The organism is Pedobacter sp. MC2016-05 (assembly GCF_026239735.1).
GTDB lineage: Bacteria > Bacteroidota > Bacteroidia > Sphingobacteriales > Sphingobacteriaceae > Pedobacter.
In genome coordinates, this window is the sequence record NZ_JAPIVT010000029.1 from 14,248 (window position 1) to 38,544 (window position 24,297).

Annotated in this window: 22 protein-coding genes and 1 pseudogene; 11 read left to right on the plus strand and 12 right to left on the minus strand. The window is 42.5% G+C overall.

Translation table 11 applies throughout. From position 1 onward, the window contains the following. Window positions 1-2: 2 nt before the first annotated feature. On the plus strand, window positions 3-1,349 hold the full coding sequence (locus OQZ33_RS22855; RefSeq protein ID WP_265801830.1) for a RagB/SusD family nutrient uptake outer membrane protein: 1,347 nt from the start codon (window positions 3-5) through the stop codon (window positions 1,347-1,349). A 235-nt stretch (window positions 1,350-1,584) separates the two neighbouring features. Further along, window positions 1,585-1,653: a hypothetical protein gene (locus tag OQZ33_RS24625; RefSeq protein ID WP_416338775.1), complete on the plus strand. Its 69-nt coding sequence runs from the start codon at window positions 1,585-1,587 to the stop codon at window positions 1,651-1,653. Window positions 1,654-1,907: 254 nt separating this feature from the next. On the opposite strand, the gene OQZ33_RS22865 is transcribed toward OQZ33_RS24625, so the two are convergent. Continuing rightward, window positions 1,908-2,357 carry a MauE/DoxX family redox-associated membrane protein gene (locus OQZ33_RS22865; RefSeq protein WP_265801832.1) on the minus strand — a complete coding sequence of 150 codons (450 nt, stop codon included), beginning with the start codon at window positions 2,355-2,357 and terminating at the stop codon, window positions 1,908-1,910. A 99-nt stretch (window positions 2,358-2,456) separates the two neighbouring features. After that, window positions 2,457-3,038 (minus strand): Crp/Fnr family transcriptional regulator, encoded by a 582-nt coding sequence (locus tag OQZ33_RS22870; RefSeq protein WP_265801833.1) that lies wholly within the window; start codon window positions 3,036-3,038, stop codon window positions 2,457-2,459. A 327-nt stretch (window positions 3,039-3,365) separates the two neighbouring features. Between OQZ33_RS22870 and OQZ33_RS22875 the strand changes: the two genes are divergently transcribed. Beyond that, complete coding sequence (locus OQZ33_RS22875) at window positions 3,366-3,602, plus strand: hypothetical protein (RefSeq protein ID WP_265801834.1); 237 nt, start codon at window positions 3,366-3,368, stop codon at window positions 3,600-3,602. A gap of 1 nt (window position 3,603) precedes the next feature. Here OQZ33_RS22875 and OQZ33_RS22880 read toward each other — a convergent pair whose 3' ends face one another. Further along, entirely contained in the window at window positions 3,604-4,749 is a 1,146-nt protein-coding gene (locus OQZ33_RS22880; RefSeq protein WP_265801835.1) for a hypothetical protein, read from the minus strand. Between the two features lie 278 nt (window positions 4,750-5,027). On the opposite strand from OQZ33_RS22880, the gene OQZ33_RS22885 reads away from it, so the two are divergent. After that, window positions 5,028-5,303: a helix-turn-helix transcriptional regulator gene (locus OQZ33_RS22885; protein ID WP_265801836.1), complete on the plus strand. Its 276-nt coding sequence runs from the start codon at window positions 5,028-5,030 to the stop codon at window positions 5,301-5,303. Window positions 5,304-5,438: 135 nt separating this feature from the next. Next, window positions 5,439-5,693: a hypothetical protein gene (locus OQZ33_RS22890; RefSeq protein ID WP_265801837.1), complete on the plus strand. Its 255-nt coding sequence runs from the start codon at window positions 5,439-5,441 to the stop codon at window positions 5,691-5,693. A 903-nt stretch (window positions 5,694-6,596) separates the two neighbouring features. Here OQZ33_RS22890 and OQZ33_RS24630 read toward each other — a convergent pair. Beyond that, on the minus strand, window positions 6,597-6,695 hold the full coding sequence (locus OQZ33_RS24630; protein ID WP_416338776.1) for an integrase core domain-containing protein: 99 nt from the start codon (window positions 6,693-6,695) through the stop codon (window positions 6,597-6,599). Between the two features lie 511 nt (window positions 6,696-7,206). Between OQZ33_RS24630 and OQZ33_RS22895 the strand changes: the two genes are divergently transcribed. Further along, complete coding sequence (locus OQZ33_RS22895) at window positions 7,207-8,538, plus strand: Gfo/Idh/MocA family protein (protein ID WP_265801838.1); 1,332 nt, start codon at window positions 7,207-7,209, stop codon at window positions 8,536-8,538. Between the two features lie 373 nt (window positions 8,539-8,911). On the opposite strand, the gene OQZ33_RS22900 is transcribed toward OQZ33_RS22895, so the two are convergent. From OQZ33_RS22900 to OQZ33_RS24400, 4 genes and pseudogenes are all read right to left on the minus strand, one after another. Then, complete coding sequence (locus OQZ33_RS22900; protein WP_265801839.1) at window positions 8,912-9,805, minus strand: NmrA family NAD(P)-binding protein; 894 nt, start codon at window positions 9,803-9,805, stop codon at window positions 8,912-8,914. A 12-nt stretch (window positions 9,806-9,817) separates the two neighbouring features. Next, entirely contained in the window at window positions 9,818-10,747 is a 930-nt protein-coding gene (locus tag OQZ33_RS22905; RefSeq protein ID WP_265801840.1) for an alpha/beta fold hydrolase, read from the minus strand. A gap of 77 nt (window positions 10,748-10,824) precedes the next feature. Beyond that, window positions 10,825-11,394 carry a Crp/Fnr family transcriptional regulator gene (locus OQZ33_RS22910; protein WP_265801841.1) on the minus strand — a complete coding sequence of 190 codons (570 nt, stop codon included), beginning with the start codon at window positions 11,392-11,394 and terminating at the stop codon, window positions 10,825-10,827. Window positions 11,395-11,585: 191 nt separating this feature from the next. Beyond that, a pseudogene (locus OQZ33_RS24400) lies at window positions 11,586-11,705 on the minus strand (sigma factor-like helix-turn-helix DNA-binding protein); the annotation flags it as partial. Window positions 11,706-12,010: 305 nt separating this feature from the next. On the opposite strand from OQZ33_RS24400, the gene OQZ33_RS22920 reads away from it, so the two are divergent. From OQZ33_RS22920 to OQZ33_RS22935, 4 genes are all read left to right on the plus strand, one after another. After that, window positions 12,011-12,403 carry a hypothetical protein gene (locus tag OQZ33_RS22920; RefSeq protein WP_265801842.1) on the plus strand — a complete coding sequence of 131 codons (393 nt, stop codon included), beginning with the start codon at window positions 12,011-12,013 and terminating at the stop codon, window positions 12,401-12,403. A gap of 107 nt (window positions 12,404-12,510) precedes the next feature. Continuing rightward, window positions 12,511-13,629, plus strand: coding sequence for an efflux RND transporter periplasmic adaptor subunit (locus OQZ33_RS22925; RefSeq protein ID WP_265801843.1), 1,119 nt, complete (start codon window positions 12,511-12,513; stop codon window positions 13,627-13,629). 70 nt (window positions 13,630-13,699) lie between these two features. Then, on the plus strand, window positions 13,700-16,840 hold the full coding sequence (locus tag OQZ33_RS22930; RefSeq protein ID WP_265801844.1) for an efflux RND transporter permease subunit: 3,141 nt from the start codon (window positions 13,700-13,702) through the stop codon (window positions 16,838-16,840). A gap of 4 nt (window positions 16,841-16,844) precedes the next feature. Next, window positions 16,845-18,281 (plus strand): TolC family protein, encoded by a 1,437-nt coding sequence (locus OQZ33_RS22935; RefSeq protein WP_265801845.1) that lies wholly within the window; start codon window positions 16,845-16,847, stop codon window positions 18,279-18,281. Window positions 18,282-18,884: 603 nt separating this feature from the next. Here the strand turns inward: OQZ33_RS22935 and OQZ33_RS22940 are convergent. Together OQZ33_RS22940 and OQZ33_RS22945 are read right to left on the minus strand one after the other, a co-directional pair. Then, complete coding sequence (locus OQZ33_RS22940; RefSeq protein WP_265801846.1) at window positions 18,885-19,742, minus strand: cation:proton antiporter; 858 nt, start codon at window positions 19,740-19,742, stop codon at window positions 18,885-18,887. Between the two features lie 38 nt (window positions 19,743-19,780). Further along, entirely contained in the window at window positions 19,781-20,119 is a 339-nt protein-coding gene (locus OQZ33_RS22945) for a cation:proton antiporter (protein WP_265801847.1), read from the minus strand. Window positions 20,120-20,708: 589 nt separating this feature from the next. On the opposite strand from OQZ33_RS22945, the gene OQZ33_RS22950 reads away from it, so the two are divergent. Further along, window positions 20,709-21,950, plus strand: a complete 1,242-nt coding sequence (locus OQZ33_RS22950; RefSeq protein WP_265801848.1) for a DUF2254 domain-containing protein — start codon at window positions 20,709-20,711, stop codon at window positions 21,948-21,950. A 144-nt stretch (window positions 21,951-22,094) separates the two neighbouring features. Here OQZ33_RS22950 and OQZ33_RS22955 read toward each other — a convergent pair whose 3' ends face one another. Then, the gene (locus OQZ33_RS22955; RefSeq protein WP_265801849.1) at window positions 22,095-23,324 is read right to left on the minus strand and encodes a cation:proton antiporter; all 1,230 of its coding nucleotides are present in this window, start codon (window positions 23,322-23,324) and stop codon (window positions 22,095-22,097) included. Between the two features lie 64 nt (window positions 23,325-23,388). Further along, window positions 23,389-24,291, minus strand: a complete 903-nt coding sequence (locus tag OQZ33_RS22960) for a mechanosensitive ion channel family protein (RefSeq protein WP_265801850.1) — start codon at window positions 24,289-24,291, stop codon at window positions 23,389-23,391. Window positions 24,292-24,297 lie beyond the last annotated feature (6 nt).

A 24,297-nucleotide genomic window follows, 5' to 3' on the forward strand; every position in this document is an offset into this window, starting at 1 on the left:
TTATGAAAAGAATACATATATCGTTTTTGCCCTTGTTAGTGGCCTATGTTATAATGGCAACGGGCTGCAATAAACTTCTGGAGGAAAAATCCGATCAAAAACTGGCTGTTCCCGGTACGATAACGGATTTCCAGGCGCTGATGGATAATTTCACAGTACTGAACAGTTCCGAGCCGATCTCGCTGGAGGTCAGCGCGGATGATTACTCCACCTCGGATGCGGACCTGGCGGGGTCCAGCGAGGCCCAGCGCCGGATGTACAGCTGGCAAAAGGATTATTTGTTTGCTCCGGCGAACAATGACTGGTCCACGACTTATAGGGCGGTCTATCATTGCGGCAGTGTGATCAGCGGGCTGGAATCTTCCCCGCTCAAACGGGATGCGGCTTTCAATAATGTGATGGGTCAGGCTTTGGTCTTTCGCGCTAAGTTTTATATGCAGGCGATGGCGGTCTGGGGAAAATCTTACTTGCTCTCTTCGGGGCAGGATCCGGGTGTGCCTTTAAGGCCGAGCCTGAATTTTAATGAGGCTACGGTAAGGGCGAGTTTGAAGGAGGGTTATGATCAGGCGATTGAGGGGCTGAAGATGGCTGTGCCACTTTTGCCTGTTAAATCCATACATCCTTACCGGCCCTCCAGGGCGGCGGCTTATGGCCTGCTCGCCAGGGCGATGTTGTATACGGGCAGGTATATGGAGGCGGGTTTGTATGCAGACTCTTGTATCCAGCTCAGTGATCAGTTAATTGATTTCAATAAGCTAAACCCAGCGGACCGATATTCCTTTTCGCTTTTTAATAGTGAGGTTATTTTTGACACTTACGCGGCGCCGGGTGGTCCGGTGGTGAGCTCCAGGGCCAGGATCAATCCCCAGATTATGGATGCCTATCAGCCTAATGACTTAAGGAAGACTTTGTATTTTACGCAGACCAACGGAAATTATTTCTTTAAGGGTACCTATCACCAACCTTTGCTGTTTTTTGGCATCGCTACTGATGAAATGTACCTGGTATGGGCCGAATGCCTGGTCAGGACGGGTCAGGTACAGCGGGGTTTGGCAGTGTTGGATAAGTTGCTGGTGAGCAGGTTCAAGACCGGTACGTACAGTCCAGTTGCGATCACGGATGCTAAATCCGCATTGAAGGTGGTCCTGGACGAGCGGCGAAAGGAGCTGGTGATGAGGGGGTTGAGGTGGATGGATTTAAAGCGACTGAATGCGGAAGGGGCTAACATCCTGGTTTCGCGGAGCTTCAACGGGCAGACGGTTTCACTTTTGCCGAATGATCCGAGATATGCGCTTCCGATCCCGGAAGATATCATTCAGTTGTCGGGAATTCCGCAGAATGAGCGGTAATGAAGAAGTCACAGCAGGCAACGCTTGCCTGCTGTGACCAATTTTGGTTACGCTTTGTTTATTGCGCGTCCCTGCGTTCTGGGGCAGCACCGTCGATTAAAGCGGCATTATTACCATAGTTGGTCATAAAGTAGGTGTGCAGTTTTGCTTCTGTATCCACGCTTTCCGGAGTGATGATATAGCAGGGTAAATCAGTATCGGATCCGCATTCGGTTGGGGATGGCAAAGTCAGGGAATACTTGGTTTGATCATTTGCTTCGCTAACCGAGTTCCCACGGAAATTCCACTGTTTATCAACTTTTGATCTGTGGTTTACTGTTTTAAACGCACTGGTGGTAATGGTTAAGCCGAACCCTAATATTAGGGCTACAAGGCCAATATTGATTTTTTTTAACATGGTGTTGGCTGCTTTGTTGCGCGAAAAAGCAGCTGAAAAATTTTTGTTAACGGCTACCGGAGGTGACGCCCTTTGCTCCGGCGTGGTTGAGCAGCATGGATGGGCGGGCTGCTGTTTTGTTTTATGACTGGCTTAAGGGACCTTGTCCCAGGTCAGGCCGGTTAGTTGCTCATGGTGTCACGGCTGCCTCCTTTCTGTTTTTGATGAAATAATAGGTAGAGCACTAAAGACAGGATTGTGATGTTAAGGATAAGGTGCGCTTTCCAGCTAAGGGCGGAGATGATCCCGCCGCAAGTGCATGGAGCGGGGCCAAAATGGCCCGCGATGACAAGCGCAACGTAGGCGGTGAAAGCGGTCATTAGTAATACGGACAGGTATAGGCCCAGCATTCGTGTGCTGTTCCAGACCAAACTGAAGGCGGTCAGGATTTCCAGCACGGGTATGCCAATGCTGATGGATTCTGGGTATTTCTCGGTGAGGAGTGTGGTGACCTGTTTTTCAAATGCGGCATGGTCGATCAGTTTAGATAGGCCGGTATAGCTCCAGAGCAGGATGAGCAGGGCGTAGGCGAGGCTGATCAGGTGCGGCTTTTGGAAAGTGGTCGGTTTCATAGCTGGAAATTTTAGTTAAAGTTCCGCTCATTCTGGATGGTTCCTGCTACCGATTAAGCACCTAATGTTGGTTATTAGGTATATTCTGGGTGAGTATTGTTACTTTCTGTTTGGTCTTCCGCGAAGCCTGCTTAATGTTTTGGGGTCGATACCTAAGAAACTGGCGATCTTTTTTTGTTCGCAGACCATGGCGATCTGTTTGTATTCACTTAGGAAACGGTTGTAGCGTTCGGCTCCATTCAAAACACAAAGGCTGATCTGGTGATTGAAAAGATGTTGTTTCAGGGTTTGGTTGTGTTGGTTCTGGATCTGGGGGAATTCTGGGAAAAGCTTGTAAAGATTGGGGATGTGTTTGTCAGGGACCTGGCAGAGTTCGCAGTCTTCGAGGAATTCGATTGATAGGGTGGAGTGGGCAGGTAGTTTCATACCGGGTTCAATGGATAGGAAATCTTGGTGCTGGTAAAAGAAAAGGGTGTATTCTTCCCGGTCTGCTGTTTCCAGATATAGCCTGGCGCTGCCTTTTAAGAGCATGGTTGTGGGGTTGATGCTGATCTGGTCGAGGGGCAGTGTCTGTTTGGCGGAGAACGCCTCTTTTGTGAGTACGTAGCTGATGTAGGCGGCCAGGCCTGCTGATAAAGCGGTTTCTTTGCCCAGTGCTTTTAGGTATTTTTCCTTGTCCATATTCTTTTTAAGTCAAAGAAAGCGTCTTTTTTTATCTTGTCAAGTGGCAAGATCGGCAACCCCTTGCAACCGCTTAAGCTTTATCTTTTTTAATCCGAAAAAGATTAGGAAAAGGGCTGTATTTGCGCTATGATGTAAATAATAGAACAAAATATAACCAAAATATTGTAGCAATTGCCATTTGACTGCTTCAGAAAACCGCAAAATTCCGAACAACACAGGAAGAATAGATGGGTTGCCTACGCTACGCATGGGTTCCTTTCTGCCTTGTGTTGTGGGTCTTTGCGGTACCTCTGAAGCGGGCGATAGGTTAACCTGTGCTTTTTTATGGAAGATGATCCGCAAGATTTAAAAATGGGGTTTTTGAATACGCCTATCAATACGCTACCGGTTACAGAGGTATTCATGCTGCGCAGTAAACTGATGGGCTTCGCTACTTTAGCTGAGGTCGTGCGTACCGATCTGGTGGAGCTTTCAAACCATGAGGATTATTCCCAAAGATGGTTTCTGGAATTGGTCAGTGTGCTTGACCGTCAGGGCCTGCTACATTTGATTTTAAGCTAAGTCAGGATTTCTGCTCGGCCCTGGCCAGCATTTCAGCGAGTTTGGCGGTCACTTTCGCAATTTCTTCCCTGGAGTTTGTATAATAGGCGTTTTTAAAGCTCTTTTCTGATATTTTTTCTGTCTCCCTAGTACTATAGTGCCCTACTGCATATTCGTGCACTTTTTTAGGCCTGTTCTCTAAAATGATCCCGCATTCTACCTGCAAGTGGATGAAAAAGGCCAGCTCTTTTACCGATAGGGAGGTTTTGAAATTGTCCTGTAGTGTACCCTGTGCGTTTAATTCTCCGGCTATTTTTTGAAGGTTCTTCATGTAGCCCATCTCCGCGCGGATAAAGTCCAGTAACGAGGATTTAATACCGGGAAGGGAGGGGTGGAAGGGTTGATAGGTATAAGGCTGGATCTGCTGAATGCTTTTTTTTCGCCAAAGTAGTTCCTGATAGCTTAAAGCGATATTTTCGAATTTATCCCGCTCCCGGATGATCGCTATGCAGCAGTAATGGAAGAATGCCGGGCAGTTGAACTCATTTGAGATAAGCAAGGTAATGTAATCTTGCTCATCGTATTCTTCATTTTTTTTGCTCCGTTCAAGCAATTGATCCGTTAGTGCATGCAGATAGCCAAGCTGGAAGTGAGTGGCGTTTGATTTTGAAAGGTGCGAATAAGATAGGGTCAACTTAAGCAAATCAAGCAGGCCCTTATCGGGATTTTGACGCATGTTGAATTCGGTTTCATTTAACTTTTTGTTAAGCTGATCGGCATTTATTTCAAGCTCTGTCAATCCTGCCGGATGCGTGGTGTCGAAATGGGTGGGGAAGTATTTTCTGATGGAAGCGCCGAGTTCCACAATTTGGATAGTAAACTCCTTTAGTACCGCGGAAATTTGTTGCGCTTTAGGTTGAGTAGCAGTGCTCGGCTTTGCCAGGCTTTTATGTATGCTATTCTCGAGGATGGTCAGGGAATATTGATGGCGCCGGATCATTGACCTTGTCGCATCATCAGCCATTTTTGAATGCAGCATCAGGGTGAGCACCCGGCTGCATTCCCCCTCAAGTTCTTCCAGAATGTGCTGGCCTTGTTTGGTAACGTCTCCATTCAACTTTTCAGCAGTCTGGTAAAGTGCATAGATCGGATCGAGCTGGTAATCCATCGGTTTAGGGGTTGCGTGGTTGCTGAAGTTAGTGAAAGGTTCTGTGAAAGGACTGAATTTTACATCAAACGGGCTTTGAGTGATGCAGGGCTGGTACTGACCTTGGTGAAGCCTGAGATATATTTCGGATTCAACAGGATATTCAGCGTTTTTTTTTATGTGGAAGGGCTATGGGATGGGGTGGTTATTTCTCGCCACCTGTTAGCCACTTGACCCGGATTTTTTTATCCTTAAAATTTGCATAGGTATTCTGGGTTTTAATTTAAGGCATATAAGACATGGGTAAGATAGACAAGCTGCTTGAGGTATTGGAGAAAATTTACCAGATCATTCAACTGATTTATACCAAAAACTATGGCGCTTTGAGCCTGCCTGAAGATGAACTTTTGACCAGGCAGGAGGTGATGGATTATTTGGGAATCAGTGAGAGTACGTATAAAAGGAAAGTAAAAAATCGACAATTGCATCCTCATAAGTTTCCCGGTGGAGACCGCTTCTACAGGAGTGAATTGATGGATGAGTTAAAGGAGAGTAAAAGGCGGGGGAGGAAATAAGTAGCTGTCGGCGGTTGCAAGATTTGGGGTTTAATTGGATGCAGCATTAATAAATACAATCTATCTTAGAATTTCTTACTGAAGTTTTTATACCTTGAAATTTTAAATCATTTGTTTTAAACAACATATTGACTTATGGATAGCAAGACACTTAAAGAAAATCTAAATCTTCTAAATATTGATACTAAAGATTATTCACTGGACGGAACTTTATTGCCGATGAGGACAATCCTTTCTCGTTCAGGAAAAAATTGGATTACTTTTGAGTACGATGAACATGGGAGATCACTAGATAGGAAAGAATTTATTGATGAAAAAAGTGCGTGTGAAGATATTCTAAAGCGTTTATTATACTTGGTTGAGTGGAGAAAGAAATACAATGTGAAGTAATTCAATTATTAGGGAATAAAATATGTATTGGTTTCTTCAATCGTGCTTAGCAGATAGCTGTTAATAAAAAAAATAAATACTTATATGCGTAAATTGATTGGATCAGGAGAAAGGCGAATTCCAATTATTCATAGTAGAACCACTTCTTCGGTATACTGTTCGGAGTCGTTCGAAGGCATACTGCAATCGGCTTAGCTCTTCGGCTAAGCGAAACATCTAAATAAATTTTTAAGGATAAAAAGCAGGATACGCAAAAACATCCGGATGGCTGTTACCCATCACGGTCTCCCTTTCGGCCAAGGCTCACGAATGATCAATAGGGTAAAATCGAACATCTCCCGAACCATCTTCATCGATTGTAATAATGGAATAACGTTATCGGTAATCAGTCACATGGTATTAATTAATCGCGCCAGATGAGAATTTTGAGGATATTACCAAAAAAATATGCAACTTTTTAGGAAGATTAAAACTCCTATTCTTTTTAAACCATGAAAGATGTATTGAACATATAGAAGTTGATGATTCCAACTAAAATATTAAAATCACCTAAATGTATTGGTCAAGCCATTCCCGAAAAATGGAGAATCAAAGCCCTGTTAAGTATAAAACGCGATTAGTGGCTTGCTTGAACTACTGGATTTTAATCTTTTTTAGGATTGGCATTAGGTGTAGTTTTCAATTGCCATGAACCTGCCGATATTTCAAATGGGGCATTGTTTTTAGCAAAGTCGTTACTTTAATCTCTTGATTTTTCATATTCGCAATAATGTTCTTCACTCCAAAAACATATATTGTCCTCAAATTTCCTGCAAGAAATCTACCGGAGATTTGAAGTTCAATGCTTGGTGTGGTCGATGGTCATTGTAATCCACCATCTATTCCTCCACTTTCTCCCTTACATCATCCAGGGAGTAATATGTAGGCATTTAATAATTCTCTTCTGATGCTTCCATTCAATCTTTCAATATATGCGATCTGTGTTGGCTCTCCTGGCTGGATAAAAACTAGTCAATTTATTAATATAATCTTAAACTTTTAAGTTTTATTCATCTTTTCGGAGTTGTTTTTGACTGAAAGATAGTAATGCACAGGATCCTACCAGTACCTTCACTTTTTGCCAAGAATGAAGTGAATCTCCAATAGGCTCATCAAACGATATGCTATCATACACGAAGCAAAGGCAAATTAAAGGTGGAGTTAACGTGGACTGGAGGCGGAGCAAAAAAGTCAATTTTTGACAAATGGAAAGGCTATGTTTAATTGATCATTCCCTTGATTACGCTAATATACTTAATTATTATGACGACATTAAATGGATTGATCAGTTTTTCTGGAAAACGGTCAACCTTTTTTTATAACTAGGGAAAGACAATAGGGGTGCGATAGCAAGTGAAGTCATAATTTTAGCTTTAAAAATGGGTAACATTTTATTGATTTTAACGATATATCTTGGACGCTCTACTAATAATTTTGTAATTTACTTTCAGTATGAACCCTAAACCAAATATAAATGCTAAACCGTAGAAAATTCCTCAACTACGCTGCAACCGCAGTGGGAACCACTGCCATGCTTTCTGCTTTAGACAATCCTGCCTATGCCCTTTTTAATAAGACTATTGGTGCAAACGACCAAATCAATATTGGTGTTATAGGAATCAAAGGCATGGGATGGTCTGACCTCAAAGCGGCCCTCAAAGTACCAGGCGTAAACCTGATCGCGCTGTGTGACAGTGACGTCAATGTGCTTGATGAAAGGATGGCCGAATTAAAGTCGATGAATGTTGACGCCGCAAAAGTAAAAAGATATAAAGATTATCGTGCGCTGCTCGATAATAAGGATGTTGATGCTGTAATTATTGGGACACCCGATCACTGGCATGCCCTGATGATGATTCATGCAGTACAGTCAGGTAAAGATGTGTATGTGGAAAAGCCGGTAGGCAACTCTATTGTTGAATGCAGTACCATGGTCAAAGCGCAGGAAAAATACAATAAGGTTGTACAGGCAGGTCAATGGCAGCGCAGTCAGCAACATTTTAAAGATGCTGTTGATTTTGTACAGAGCGGCCAGCTGGGAAATATCAGAACGGTGAAAGTATGGTGTTACCAGGGCTGGATGAAACCTGCTCCGGTAGTACCGGATACATTACCTCCTGCAGGCGTTGATTATGCCATGTGGCTTGGGCCGGCGAATAAAAGAGCATTCAATGCCAGCAGATATCACTTCAATTTTCGCTGGTTCTGGGATTATGCCGGTGGGTTAATGACCGACTGGGGAGTGCATTTATTGGATTATGGCTTGCTGGGTATGAATTCTCCTGTACCAAAAACCATATCTGCATTAGGTGGCCGCTTTGCTTATCCTGATCTGTATGAAGAAACGCCTGATACGCTGACCACCTTATATGAGTTTGACAAGTTCAACATGGTATGGGACTCAGCCATGGGCATTGATAATGGCTCTTATAGCCGTAACCATGGAATCGCCTATATAGGTAACAACGGCACACTAATCCTCAACAGGCAAGGCTGGGAAGTTATTGAGGAAAAGGTAAGTGGCAATAAAGTAAGCAAGCCCTTTGTTAAATCATCTGATAATGGACTAGACAATCATATGGTCAATTTCTTTAGTGTGGTCAGATCCAGAAAAAAAGAGGAACTGAACTGCGCTATACAGGATGCTGCGCATGTAGCTACCGTCGCTCAAATGGGAAATCTTGCCTTCAGAAGCGGACAAAAATTATCATGGGACAATGCCAAACACCAGTTTTCAGATAAACAGGTCAACGATAAATACCTGCTGGCCCAGTATCACAACGGTTACAGCTTACCCAAGGTTTGATCCGACTAACTATTAAAGTTGTTTCCTCAAGTACAGGGAATGTAGAATTCTTAGAATACCTTTCAGGCTTTTTAGCTTTTCTAGATAGTATCTCTTTGAGAAATCAGTTGTAAGAAGAGGTTGAGAATCTTAAGAAAAAGTAAAATTTGGGTGTTCTAAAAATCTTGCAGAATCATTGTTAGGGAGATTTTCATCTACAAGAGAACCAAATTCTTTTATCGAATATGGTTCGATTAAGGATCGGCAACATAGATCATTCTATGACTCCGCAAAAAACCTTTTGAAAACCAATTCATAATACCGAATCCAACATACCTAACGTACTTATCCAAAGACAACAGTCTTAAGATAAGTACGCTTAGGTTCATTATTATTATAGGAAAGATTGAAGCAATTCTGAGGCAGAGGTCCATTCTAAATTTTCATACCTATTGTTATCTATTCCCGAATGTTGCGTGGAATACATTGAATAAAGGTATTGCGACTGCTGCCATTTTGAATATAATTCCATCTCTCCCGAAGGATTGCTTGCCCGTTGCAGCTTGATCGAATCTGAAAATTGATCCATTTCACCAAGTTTCTGAACAATGTACGTTTGTCCTGTAATCAACTTAATTTGTTCCGATAATAGGTTTGGACTGATTTGAAAACTGGCAATGTGTAAATCACGTGGAGTATGCTCCTGTAGGGCTACCTCAGAAGTGAAGGCAGCAGTATTTTTCACTGTTGTAAAGTCTAGTTTCCAATCCGCTTTGTCGCCCCAATACCCAATGGTTTTATTTTTAAGATTCAGTATGGGTGTGTTATATTGGAGAATATCAGCAAAGGCGCCATTAAAAATAGAGGTGGTAGCTATTTTGGTTTTGTCGATATATTCTTTGAACGCTCTTCTAAGGTCAAAATTCCGGTTTTCTCCTGGAATCAATGCGTTATAATCCGTGCAGAAATCTGATGGTATAAATCGTTTCACTCCAGCACTCAATGCTGCATCTAATAACCTTTTTTGCGTGTCTAAAATCACCTCGGTTAGTCCTGCCAGTGTTGAGATCACGCAGTCAACGCCTTCGCACGCTTTTCTCAAATGTTCAATATCATCATAATCTACAGAAATGATCTCTACTCCTGCATCTTTTAAAATCGATGATTTGGTAACATCGCTATCCTTCCGTACCAGTGCTTTAACTACTGCACCACGCTTCACTAGTGCCAGAGAGATCATTGAACCCAGATTTCCTGTGGCGCCGGCTACTAAAATTATTTTCTTCATGATTTACTTCGTTTAATTTTTAAGGAACTTGTTTATTGAGTCAACAACCTTTTCAGGGCATTCCTCGAACATATAGTGACCGCTCTCTGTGAGATTCACCATGGAACTGTTCTGACATAGGTAAGGCATAGCCATTTTCATATACTGATAGCTCACATTACTTCCGATTCCAAGTACGGGCATCGAAAGTGGTTGGTAAGTTTTGGCATCCTCAATATCCTGAGCAAAGCTTTGATACCAGGCGTTTGCTGCCCTTATGCTTTCTTTGTCATTATAAGCATCGGCATAAATTGATCTTTCCTGCTCGCTCATTTTCGTAGGATCGATCATTACGTAATTGAACAGCCAATCAATCAGGTATCTAAAACGGCCCTGAAGAATCTTTTCAGGGAGTTCTTTAACCTGATTAAATGCCATCCACCAGGCATAAGGCATATTGGTATCCATTTTGTCCCCGAAAGTACCTGCGGCCGGTATCAAAGGCATTTGCAGCATCTCTTGGCTTGGATGCAGTCCATCGGCCACGATCAGCTTTTCTATATGCTGGGGATTATTGAATGCCAAACTCATCGCTATCATGCCACCAATATCGTGGCAAATGATATTAACCTTCTCAAGAGCAAGTTTTTTAATTAATTCCAGGATATCTTCGGCCATGTTTTTTTTGTCGAATCCTGAACCAGGTTTTTCTGAACTACCCATACTTCTGATGTCTACGATGATCAGCCGATGTTTCTTTGATAGTTCTATTGCCACCTGACGGTAAGAATACCAGGTTTGTGGCCAGCCGGGCAGGCATATCAGTGGATCTCCGATTCCACCCTCTACATAATGAAGTTCAATTCCATTGACCTTAACATAATGGTTGGCAAAACCCGGGAACTGTTTGATAAGTTCCCCGTCTGAATATAAATTCTGTTGTTCTTTTGAATGATCGCTCATGTTGTATCCTTTGTTTTGTGTGATCAAAGTTAACATCAGACCATATTGGCAAAACTACCAGATGGTAGAAAATTCGCTTACCTGATCTTGTTCCTGATCCTGCTCAAGGCGTTAGGGGTGATTCCCAGTATCGAAGCAAGCTGGTTTATTGGTATTCTCTGGAGCATTTCGGGAGTTGATAAAAATCTGAGGTATCTTTCTTCGGCAGATAGCGTTTGGAAATTTAATAGCTGATCGATCATCCTTGCAGCTGTTGCTTCCCAGATTTTCCGGCCAAATTCCTCCCAACCTGGGATATAGGCATAAAGGAAATCCATATCCTTTTTATCAAGGACAATTAGCTCTGTTTCTTCAATGGCCTGTATATTAAACCGGGTCGGCTTTTGTGGATGGAGACTGGAAATCTCGGTAAAGAATTCATTTTGAAAGCATACCCAGGTAGTGGTTTCCCTGTCATTGACTTCATAATAAAACCTCAGGCCACCTTTAACAATGTAATAGTATTGATTAGCGATCTGTCCAGCTTTTAAAACCAACTTACCTTTAGGAATAACTTTCAGTCTGCATTTAGAAATGACCAAATCTAATTCTTGGGGCTCAAGATAAACCGTTTCGCCAATGAATTTACTAAAGTTTTTAATTTCCATCTATAGTTGCAAACTTACTACAAAGCTCAAAACTCTTATCAAGATTGTGATTTTAAATGATACGACTTTGCATCTCAGCTTATTATAGTGCATTGCAGACTTGATCAACAGGATTGGAAATAAAATACATTTTAAAGACTGATGACCCATATAAAGTGGCCCTAATATTTTGACTAGCTGATCTTCACTTTTTACATCTTTAGCATCCTTGAAAGATGTTTGCGGGCTTCGTGGATTCTGGTTTTGACAGTTTCAATAGGGATTCCAACTTCTTCTGCAATTTCATGATATTTGTAACCTTCAACATACCTACCTAGACATACCGATAAATTCGACCCGTTCTCGCCAATTTAAATAATTGAAGATAATCAAAAACGGCAACCAATGTTTTACTGGTGAGACGGGGTCAATTTACTCCGGCTTATCCAGAATTGATAGTAAAGATAACCAAGTTAAGCAACAAACTAATATTTTAGTTTAAAGTAGCGTGATAGTATTCAAAATACAATTTTAATCTTCTTTAATAATTAACAATCATTAAGTTTCAATTCTGTTACATGAATCCTGTATTGTTTTTTACCGCTTTTTTTATCTTTGCCGAGATCCCTTTTTTAAAATGTCAAGAAACCACACGTCTATAACCCGTACAGTACAGGCTTTGCGTTGCACCGTTTTCACGTTGGTGCTGGTACTTTTCGCACTTTTAAATTCATCATTTCCGAGTATTGGGCAGGAGGTTGGGTCTCATCTGGAAGATATTGGGGAACAGGTTACGGAATTCGTAGGACTGGATAGCCAGCAAGTAAAACATCCTTTTAGCTTTGTTAAATCCAAGGCGAGCAAATACCGTAAAAAATATAAACACCTGAATGACTCCGGCCTTGATTTACAAGCTTTCGCAAAACGGATCACCCGGAATTATACGGTTCCTAATTTAATAATTGGCTATCAGCAGCCACAAATTTCTTTTGCCCAGCATGGGTTTCTTTACCGCTTAACTTATTTCTAAAGAGTGCCATTTCTTTTTTTCGCCTATCCAATAGGTAATATGCGCTTTAAATAATTTTAACTGAAGCTGCTTTGCTGTGCTTCTTTTTTTAGAAATAACAATCAACAATGAAAATAAGATCGATGGTAATTCCTTTGCTTGCATTGGCTTTCGGAGCATGCAGGAATGGCAATACCGATAATAAAACAAAAGATATAGTTGAAATCCCTGTACTTAAACTGGAAATACAGGACACCTCGTTAACAAACGATTATGTTGCCGATATGCAGGCGGTTAAAAATGTGGAAGTGCGTTCGCGGATGCATGGATTCATTGACCGGGTGCTGGTAGACGAAGGTCAGCAGGTAAAGCAAGGTCAGTTGCTGTTCCAGTTGAACGACCGAGAATATGCCATTGTATTGAACAGGGCTAAGGCAAATTTGGCAAGTGCACTCTCAGCGGCCAGTATCGCCGAGGTGGAATTGGAGCGAATCAAAACTTTGGTGGATAAAAAGGTCATATCCCCATCAGAATTATCATTGGGTGAAGCCAAATTGTCCGAAGCAGAATCGAGGATCAAAACTGCCAAAGCAATGATTGATGATGCCAATCAAAAACTGACTTATGCGAGGGTCAAGGCTCCATTTTCAGGCACGATAGACCGACTACCACTTAAAGCAGGGAGTTTGGTGGAAGAAGGGGCATTGCTCACGACAGTTTCTGACACCAGACAGATGTATGCTTATTTTGATGTTTCGGAAAATGAATATCTGCAGTTCGTACGCAACGGCAAAGGCCGGTTCGACCAAAATAAGGAAACTACACTAATTCTATCAGATGGAAGCCTTTACCCGGTAAAAGGTAAAATACAGACCCACGAAAATGCTTTCTCTGATAATACCGGATCTATCGCTTTCCGGACCATGTTCGATAATCCAAACCAAATGCTTAAACATGGCGTATCAGGTAAAATCCGCTTAAACTCCCGGTTGACAGGCAGTCTGCTGGTTCCTCAAAAATCTGTATTTGAAATACAGGATAAGAGCTATGTGTTTGTGCTCGATAAAAACAATAGCGTTAAGATGAGAAGTTTTGTTCCAAAACTCAGCTTATCTGGTTATTATGTTGTGGGCGCAGGTTTGAAGCCGGGAGAAGTCATTGTTTATGAAGGCGTTCAGGAACTTCGCGATGGAAGGGTGATCAAACCGGTTTACACATCCATGAAAAAACTTTTAGCCAGCAAGTAATTAATCTTATTTTTCTTGGTCAATGCCGCCTGTGCTTTGCGCATGGCCATGCATTTCAATATAAAAACAAATGGTAGAAACATTTATCAGACGACCTGTGCTTTCACTGGTCATCTCATTAGTTTTAATTTTACTGGGTGTACTTGCCCTTTTTAAGCTCCCCATCACACAGTTTCCGGATATTGTTCCACCCTCTGTGGTAGTAACTGCGAGTTATAATGGCGCCAATGCCGAGGTTTGTGCAAAAGCAGTAGCCACACCTTTGGAGCGGGCAATAAACGGCGTTCCCGGCATGACTTATATGAACTCGGTGAGCAGTAACAACGGGGTAACGCTGGTTCAGGTTTTTTTTAATGTGGGTACGGATCCCGATCAGGCCGCGGTGAACGTCCAGAACCGGGTAACTACCGTTTTGGATGAGTTGCCCGAAGAGGTAATCAAAGCGGGGGTTACCACGGAAAAAGAGGTCAACAGCATGCTGCTGTACTTAAACGTAACCAGTACCGACAAAGAAATGAACGAAGAGTTCATTTATAACTTTGCCGATATCAATGTATTGCAGGAACTCAAACGTATTGATGGGGTAGGTTTCGTGGAAATTATGGGCGCCCGTGATTATTCGATGCGGGTTTGGCTCAAGCCTGACCGAATGAGGTCTTACAATTTATCGGTTGATGATATTGTCGGCATGATGCGCAAGCAAAATATTGAAGCTGCTCCGGGCGTTGCAGGGGAAAATTCGGGTACGGGACGTGAAGTGAAACAATATGTGCTGAAGTACGGAGGTAAGTTTAATAGCAAGGAGGCCTATGAAAGAATGGTGATTAAGGCAGACCGTAACGGTGCGCTGATCCGTTTGAAAGATGTGGCAGACCTGGAATTTGGAACGGTGAGTTATGATATGGTTTCCAAAACCGACGGAAACCCATCAGCTTCGATCATGATCAAGCAGCGCCCCGGATCAAATGCGAGCGAAGTGATAGATAACATCAAAGCCAAAATGGCGGAATTAAAGGAAACCAGTTTTCCGCCGGGAATGCAATATAACTATGCTTATGATGTTTCACGTTTCCTGGACGCCAGTATTCATGAAGTTTTGCGGACGCTCATCGAAGCTTTCATTTTGGTATTTATTGTGGTGTTTATATTTCTGCAGGATTTTCGAAGCACGTTAATACCCGCTCTGGCCGTTCCGGTTGCTTTGATCAGCACCCTGGCGTTTTTACAGATCATGGGCTTTTCAATCAATATTCTAACGCTTTTCGCTCTGGTGCTGGCCATCGGAATTGTGGTCGATAATGCAATTGTAGTGGTCGAGGCCGTTCATGTAAAGATGTCTGAAGCGCATCTCTCGCCAATGGATGCCACAATCGCTGCGATGAAGGAAATTAGTGGAGCCATCGTGGCCATTACCCTGGTGATGTCGGCAGTATTTATTCCCGTTGCGTTTCTTTCTGGGCCAGTGGGCGTATTTTACAGGCAGTTTTCTTTAACGCTTGCCATATCCATTGTCATCTCTGGTATAAATGCCCTAACCCTTACCCCGGCGCTATGTGCTTTGATGTTAAAACATAATCCTGAACAAGAGAAGAAAAAAAGCTTGTTGCAAAGATTTTTCACTGTATTTAATAAAGGTTATGATCAAACGGAACGCAAATTCGGAACTCTGATCGGCCGCATCACTGGTAGGAAACCGGTAACTCTGATCTTACTGGTGTTTTTTATATTCGCTACCTGGTTAGGGATCAGCATCCTGCCATCGGGATTTATTCCTACAGAAGATCAGGGAATGATTTATATCAATGTTACTACTCCTCCGGGATCCACTGTAGAGCGGACGGAGAAGGTGTTGGATCAGGTTCAACAGGTTACCCAATCACTTGGTGCTGTAGAAAACGTAAGTACTTTGGCTGGTTACAGTCTGATGAGTGAAATCACAGGCGCTTCTTACGGCATGGGCATGATCAATCTTTCTCCCTGGGACAAGCGGAAAGAGAGCGTGGATGAACTGATTGCAGAGTTGAAGGCGAAAACCCGCCACATTTCAGATGCATCGATTGAGTTTTTTTCTCCTCCTACAGTTCCTGGTTTTGGGAATGCAAGTGGATTTGAACTGCGTTTGATTGATAAGAACAAAGGAGAAGATATTGGCCGGACGGCAGAAGTAACCCAGGCGTTTTTGAAGGAACTCAATGAGAGCGAAAGTATCTCAGGTGCTTTCACCAGTTTCGATCCGAATTTTCCCCAATATTTAATCAATGTGGATCAGGATATGGCGGCTCAGAAAGGGGTGACCATCGACAATGCCATGAACACTTTACAAACGCTCATTGGAAGTTATTATGCTACCAATTTTATTCGTTTCGGACAAATGTATAAAGTGATGGTGCAGGCTTATCCGCAGTACCGAGGTAAACCAGAAGATCTGCTGAAGCTTTATGTAAAAAATGATCGGGGAGAAATGGTGCCGTATTCCACTTTCATCTCCCTGCAAAGAGTTTACGGGCCGGAGCAGATCAACCGCTATAACATGTATTCTTCTGCAATGATCACCGGTGAGGCCGCTGCGGGTCACAGCAGCAGCGAGGCCATTGCCCGGGTAGAAGCCACGGCAAAAGAAAAACTGCCAAGGGGCTATACCATAGAATGGTCGGGGATGACACGCGAACAGATTTTATCCGGAAATCAGGCCGTCTATATTTTTATCATCTGTTTGATATTTGTGTATTTGCTGTTAGCTGCGCAGTATGAAAGTTTCCTGCTTCCGCTGCCAGTGCTTTTATCTTTACCCGCTGGAATTGCCGGCGCATTCTTTACGCTAAAACTGGCTGGATTGGAAAATAACATCTATGCTCAGGTAGCGCTGGTGATGTTGATCGGCCTTTTAGGTAAAAATGCGATCCTGATCATAGAGTTTGCCGAACAGAAAAGAAAAGAAGGAGCGACCGTGATCGAAGCGGCAAGGGTAGGTGCGGTGTCAAGATTACGCCCTATATTGATGACTTCTTTTGCTTTTGTTGCCGGTTTAATTCCCTTGTGTATCGCTTCTGGTGCCGGTGCTATCGGGAACAGATCTATTGGTATGACGGCGGTAGGGGGTATGCTTATCGGAACGCTGTTCGGCGTTTTGATCATCCCTGGTTTATATGCCTTACTGGCGCCAAAAAAACGTGAGCAGGACAAAGCAGTTGTTCCCTCCGAAAATCATTAATGTTATGAAAAGAAATCAATTTAAAACGATACAAAAATATATTTTTCCTGCAGTCCTAATCTTATTGGCGGCATGCAATACTGTAAAACGGGTTGCCCTGCCGGAAACCGTGAAAATGCCGGAAAAATTTAACACAGTCGCTGCTGCCCCGGAAGAAGCACTGGGATGGAAATCGATATTTACCCAAAGTGAGCTGGATACCCTGATCTCTACGGCTTTGAAAGAAAACCTGGATATGAAATCAGGCATTCAGCGGGTACTGATTGCCGGTGCAAATCTCCGTTTGAGCAAGGCTGCACTTTTGCCTACACTTCGTGCAAGTATTTCCGGAGGTTTAGATCAGTTTGGAAAATACACGATGAATGGTGTGGGAAATTATGACACCAACTTCTCGGAAAATATCAACGCCGACCAGAAGATTCCCAGCCCGACTCCTGATTACTTCACAGGATTCAGAAGCTCTTGGGAAATCGATGTTTGGGGTAAGCTTTCTAAAAGAAAAGAGGCCGCCTACCACCGCTATCTTTCCAGTACGAAAGGACTGAGATGGTATCAAACCCAATTAACCTGTCAGGTGGCGTCCTTGTACTATGAACTGATAGCTCTGGATAAACGGTTGAAAATTTTAAAGGAAAATATCAAATTGCAGAATAAAGGGCTTGAAGTAGTAGAAGCACAAATGACCGGAGGCAGGGCTACTGCATTAGCGGTAAGTCAGTTCAAGGCGCAGCGTACCGCTACGCAGGGAAAACAGTTTGAGATCAGGCAGGCTATTACCCGGGTTGAAAACCAACTGAATTTATTGCTTGGCCGTTATCCCAAAGAAATTCATCGCGATACTTCAGCCATAAACTTACCGCTTCCAAAACAGGTTTACGCCGGTTTGCCGTCAGCCATCATATTAAACCGTCCGGATGTGCAGCAGGCAGAAGAAGAATTGAAAGCTGCTAAAGCTGATGTTTCTGCAGCAAGAAAAGCTTTTTTGCCAACCCTGACGCTGGATGCTTATGCAGGCTATAATGCTTTTAAACTGCCATTGTTGTTTTCGCCGGGCTCACTGGCTGCAGGTTTTTTGGGCGGCTTAACGGCTCCGATTTTAAATCGGGCAAGTTTGAAAAATGCCAATCTGGTTGCTAATGCTACTCAGCTGACTGCATTTTACCAGTATCAGCAAAGCTTAATTAATGGATACCAGGAAGTAACCATGCAGCTTTCTGCACTGCAGAATTATAAGCAGGCATATGATTACAAAACGACGGAAGTCGCAGAACTAAAGAATGCGGTTTCCACCGCAAATGATCTATACCTGGCAGGTTATGCCAGTTACCTCGAAGTCATTGTTGCGCAAGGCAGTGTGTTAAATGCTGAAATGGAGCAGGTAGATCTCAAACAGGCCTCTTATGCTGCCTTGATCGGCTTATACCGGTCATTGGGTGGATAAGGCTGGCTAAAAGAAGCAAGTCGCGAAGCACTGCCTATTAAATCAGATAGTTACGATAATAAAAGGTGGTGGCTATTTTGGATTTGATGCATTGATGATTTCAAATACAAACCGCGACTTGCTTCGTTTCCAACCGGACAAAAGTGGTATGTAGCTTACGTTGATGAATTTGAATCCAGTAATTTTTAGCCTTATTGATGGTATTGAGATTTTTGGCAAAATACTGTCTCAAATCTTTTGATTAAGTTTTATTGCGCAATAACTTAACTATTCAAACTTTCCCTTTATTCAAATGAACAATCAAACTTTTGATTAGTTTTAGCGACGTCCCCAAACTGCAGTCTTAAATTCAATAATAGAGGGTAAAATTTAGATTCGATAATATTTAATTAGATATATTTTAATCATCATTGGAATCATTAGTGCTTAACTATCAATGTTATCGCTTCTAACAAATCTTGATCATCATCAAGATTCACTTCTTTCATCATGTGCTATGAAAGCACAGAAGTGTATACTTTAAATAATCTACCAATCTGCCCTAAGGGTTTAGCATTTAAGCTTACAGTTCAATCAAGGAATTCTACTGTTACGATGCTGAAATCAAAATCCTAATTTTTTCGCCAGTTTTCCAATGGTGAGTCCTTGAACTAAAATGGAGAATACGACAATAATATAGGTGATGAGGACAAATTGTTCCCTGTGCATTCCCGAACTTAAGGAAAGGGCAAGCGCTACTGAAATGCCTCCGCGAAGACCTCCCCAGGTCATAATCTTCACTGCATGTTTCTCAAACCTGACAGTGAAACGCATTAGTGAAACCGGCAAGTAAACCGAGACCCATCTGGCAAATAGTACGATCCCTATACTGATTATTCCGATGTAGAATACTGTCGGATTGATCTTGATGATAAGCATTTCTACCCCAATAAATAGGAACAGTACGGCGTTGAGGATTTCATCAACCATCTCCCAGAATTTGCCCAGATAGTCTCTGGTAAGATCGGACATGCCCTCTCGTTTGGATTTGTTTCCCGTAAAAATTCCCGCAATAACCATGGCCAGTGGACCTGATAGATGAAGTCTGCCCGCTAAAAAGTATCCGCCGGAAACAATAGCAAGTGTTATTAATACCTCCACCTTATAATCATCAATACTTCTTAAGGCCCAGTATCCGATATAACCCAGCAAGAGACCAAAAGCAATGCCGCCCAGTGCTTCGATCAGGAACAATTTACCAATAGATATAATTGAAACGTCGCCACTGCTTGACCTGGCAATTTCAGCCAGGCTTACAAATATAACTATCGCAACCCCGTCATTGAATAGGGATTCTCCGGAAATTTTAAGCTCCAGGCTTGCCGGAATATTTGCTTTTTTTAGGATGCCAAGCACCGCGATCGGGTCGGTGGGAGAAATAAGTGCTCCGAAAAGCAGGCAATGAATCAGCGGGATTGGCATCTTAAACCAGCCAAACAACAGCCAAACCAAAACTCCAACTACAAAGTTGATATCAGTATTCCCACAGTAGCCAATACCAGTACCGGCAAGCGTTCGGCTCTTAACTTGCTTGCATCGATATGGATCGCTCCGGCAAAGAGTAGAAAGCTTAGCATAAAATTCATCAGTACATCCTGAAAATCCAGGGATGTTGCTAATGAGATTGCTTTCTCTGATAGCAATGATTTTGAATTCCCAATCGTCACCAATAGGATAGAGGAGATTAATGAGAGCGCCATGATGCCAATGGTGGGTGGCCATTTGATAAAGCGGTGGTTAATATATGCAAATATGGCGGCTAGTACAATCGTGATGGCTATAATCTCCTGGGTATTCATTCTAGATTTAGTTAATTTGACTTTTTTTATTCTATACCACTTCTGCGTAAATGGTCTTTTCAGAGAACGTGCTGATTGAATAGCCCGAATATAATCAATTAAAGCCTTTTGCTAATGTGAATTTGTATTGTGATGTTAATTCAGACACACTTATTCCCGTACCCGCAAGTTTTGAACTGCTTATCGGTGCTTCCAAACAGAGGTCTTTGGAGGTAACGATGTTTAGTCGATCACGCTTCGGGTGGCGATCGGGTTCAGCTTAAAAATAGTTCAATGAAGCAATTTTTGATCATTTACCTTTCAAATCATGCTAGCCGCTGGATTTTCTTTCGGCTTTGAATCGATGCTGTCCATTCAGCTGTAACTTCCCGATGAATTAAACTAACAAATAAGACCTGAGATGGTTGTTGATAGGAAGAATGTTCAGCTTAAGACGAAATATCGTTGCGAAGGTTTCTAGAAATTCTGGCCGGTTTATCAACCAGACGATGTTTCCACATTGATGAGAAGATTTTAGTACTTATCACTATTAGATTTTCAAAATGTCAACAAGATCGAGTTGAAGAAATTAATGATATAAGAGAGAGAAATGAAATTAAAACTGCTTGCACAAAATACACTTAAGTCTATTGGCATATTATATGTAAAAACAGTAAAAAGCATCGCCTTCATTCCTGCAATTGTAGCAATGGTGTTTTTGTTGCTATCGCTGTTTACTGTTCAGTTTGATTACTCCGATACTGGAAAAGCAATTAAGGCTGGGGCTCACTGGCTGACCCTAAAGGATGCGAGTACTGCCCGCAGTATTATATCGACCATAACCGGTGGAATCATTTCCCTGACTGTGTTTAGCTTCAGTATGGTCATGATCCTTTTGAACCAAGCAGCTTCACAGATGAGTAACAGAATTCTGGAAAAGCTTATCGGAAACCGCTTTCAGCAGATCGTGCTGGGCTTTTACATCGGTACGATTGTATTTGCGCTGTTCCTGCTCAGTACGATCAGGGATATTGATTCAGGGGTCTATGTTCCGGCCATCAGTACTTATCTGTTGATCGCATTTACGGTAGTTGATATCTTTCTTTTTATTTACTTCCTTCATTATGTTACCCAGTCGGTGAAGTATGAGACGATTATCCATAAAATATTTACGGATACACAGATAAGTATGGAGAGAAAATGCGTATTGCAGAACTTTTCTCAATCTTCGCATGAGCAGGGTATATCTCTATCATTAAATGCTCAGAAGTCTGGCATCTACCAGGGGTTTATGGAAAAGCCGATGCGCTCGCTCTGTAAACGGGAAGATCTGCTTATCAGAATGGAATGGCCGGTTGGGACGCTGGTGATCAAGGATACACCGCTATTGACGATCCTGAATAAAGATAACGTTTCTGACGATTTACAGAAAGAAATCATGGGCATGGTCAATATCCATGGGGGGCAAGATATCGATGTTAATTATTATTATGGTTTCAGGCAACTCATGGAAGTAGCGGTTAAAGCACTTAGCCCTGGAATAAATGATCCTGGCACGGCCGTTCTGAGCCTTCAGGCACTGGGGCATCTTTTGAAATACCGGAGCGAAAATCATCCCGAAGAAGAAATTTATGACGATGAGAAACGCCTGAGGATAATTGTGAGGGTAAGAAGTGTTGATGATATCTTCACTGAATGTGTTTATCCCATCTGGGATTATGGTAAGCAGGACCGGTTGGTCAACATGGAATTTCACCATATCATGCTTCAGCTTTGTGGGCAAACGAATATACCCGCTTTTGAAAAGATGCTTGATACCGTAAATCGCTCACCAATGCACCAAGGTGTCTAGCTGCGTAACAGCTGAACTTTTAAGGAAAATAAACTACAAAAGGTTAATGAAGCACTTTAAACATTTTTTAGGCTGCTGTGTACCATGATCCATTTTGTTTTAAAAAAAAGAGTACATAAAATGGGGTCTAAATCGGATATGATTTTATTCATCCCGATTGCTGCTGAGTTTTCCCATTACAGGGGTTGCACTCAGGCCATGGAGCACAATAGAAATCAGAATCGTGAAGGCGACGATTGCCCAGAGCTCTTCCTGCTGATCGAATTTGACTTCACCAAATGCAAACGCCAGATAATATATAGATCCCATTCCGCGGATTCCGAAAAAACTAATGGCGAGCTTTTCTTTCAGGGGGGTTGGATTTCCCAACAGGGACAAATAGGCGGTGACAGGGCGTACCAGCATCACAAATGCAAGCGAGACCATCACCATTCTAAAGGTCAATGGAGCTAGTATACCACCGACCAGTGCCCCGCCAAAAAAAATCAGGAGCACAGCAAGTAACATCCTTTCCATCTGATCGGTAAAAGCGTGAAGCTGCCGATGGTAATCATGGGTCTTTTCATAATGCCTCAAGGTTAACCCGGCGATAAAAACCGCAATAAATCCATACGCATGAAGTGTTTCAGCTGTTGCGTAGGTAACAAGCGTCAGCGAAATGGCCAGAAACCCATCAGTAGGTTTTAATAAACGGTATTTTTCCGATATGGAGAACACGAGATAGCCCACCAGTTTGCCACAAAGCCACCCAATAATCAGTCCTGCCGCAATCTTGTAAACAAGGTAAAACCAACCCCAGTGCCATATTGAAGCCGTACTGATGCCTTCAGATGAAACAACAATCGCCAGCCAGGTAAATGGGAATGCCAGGCCATCGTTGAGTCCCGCTTCTGAAGTGAGTGCGAATCGGGTTTCGGACTTACCACGCTCGTTTGGCGGTCCAACCTGTACATCAGCAGCGAGGACCGGATCTGTTGGCGCCAATACTGCAGCCAATAGCAATGCAGCAGCAACACTCATCCCCAATACAAAATATCCAAGCAATGCCGATATCACGATCGATAAGACCATAGCAATTAAGATCAGCCGGAGTGGAGTAGACCATTTCCTGAAAGAAAAACTTCGATCGATCTTAATTCCAGTACCCATCAGCGAAATGATGACAATAAGCTCGGTGAGGTGAACCACCAGCGCATTGTCTTTTTGCGGCAAGGGTGAGGGAAGGATTTTCGGCCATATCAGGTATAAGAGTGCTCCTATAGCAACATAAACGATAGAGTAGGACATCCTCACTTTGCGGGTAAGGCTGGGAATAAATGCCATCCCGATGCTCGCAAGTCCCGCAATCAGCATCAGTAAAAGATATTGGCTCATTTTCGTTTATAAACTTTTAGATAAACATTAGCTCTAGACATTGAAGATACGCTTCTAACCAATATCATGACTTCGATTCATTGCTATGTCTTTCTCGCACCTCGCTTAATGACACACCTCCCTTGATTCCAAAGTCAAGTGTTCGGATTGGAAAGGGGATCATAATATTATGTTCATCATATACTTTTTTGATCCTGAGGATACATTGACTCTGCACTTCAAGGATATTGACATTATCATGCACATTTATCCAAAGCCGGATCACATAATTAATCGAACTATCCCCAAAATCGGTATAAAACATGGTCACTTCCTCTTCTTCGACCAGTCCTTCTATATCTTTTACTGCCTGGATGGTTAGTGTTTTAACGTTTTCCAGGTCTTCACCATAAGAGACTCCTACATTCAGATCTAAGCGCCTTTTACCCAATAAAGTATAATTTTCAATAGGGTTTTGAAAAACATCTTTGTTGGGGATGATGACCATTTGTCCCTGATAGGTCTTAATGACGGTATCACGAAGATTAATTTCTTCCACTTTTCCCATGTAATCCTTTATTTTGACAATATCTCCCACATACAAGGGTTTCCTCACCGAAAGAAATATGCCGGAAATAAAGTTAGAGGCAATATCCTGAAATGCAAACGCCAGTGCCAGACCAATGATTCCTGCTCCGGCAAGAATAGAGGTCACTGCTTTATCTAACTGAAGTACGCTCAGGGCTATAAAGACTACGATGCCGAGCAAAAAGATGTAGATCACAGAACTGAATAAATTGTCCAGTGCCTCGTTTATAATAAATCTTTTCAGTATCCTGCGCAACAGATTGCGGATGTGTTTGGCAAGGTAGAAACCCAACACAAGGATAAGCGCTGCCAGGGCAATATTCGGCAGGATCCTGATAAACTCTTTTGCCCAGATGCTGAGTTTATCCAAAATTAATTTGTAAGCGTGTTCTATATTCATATCTTT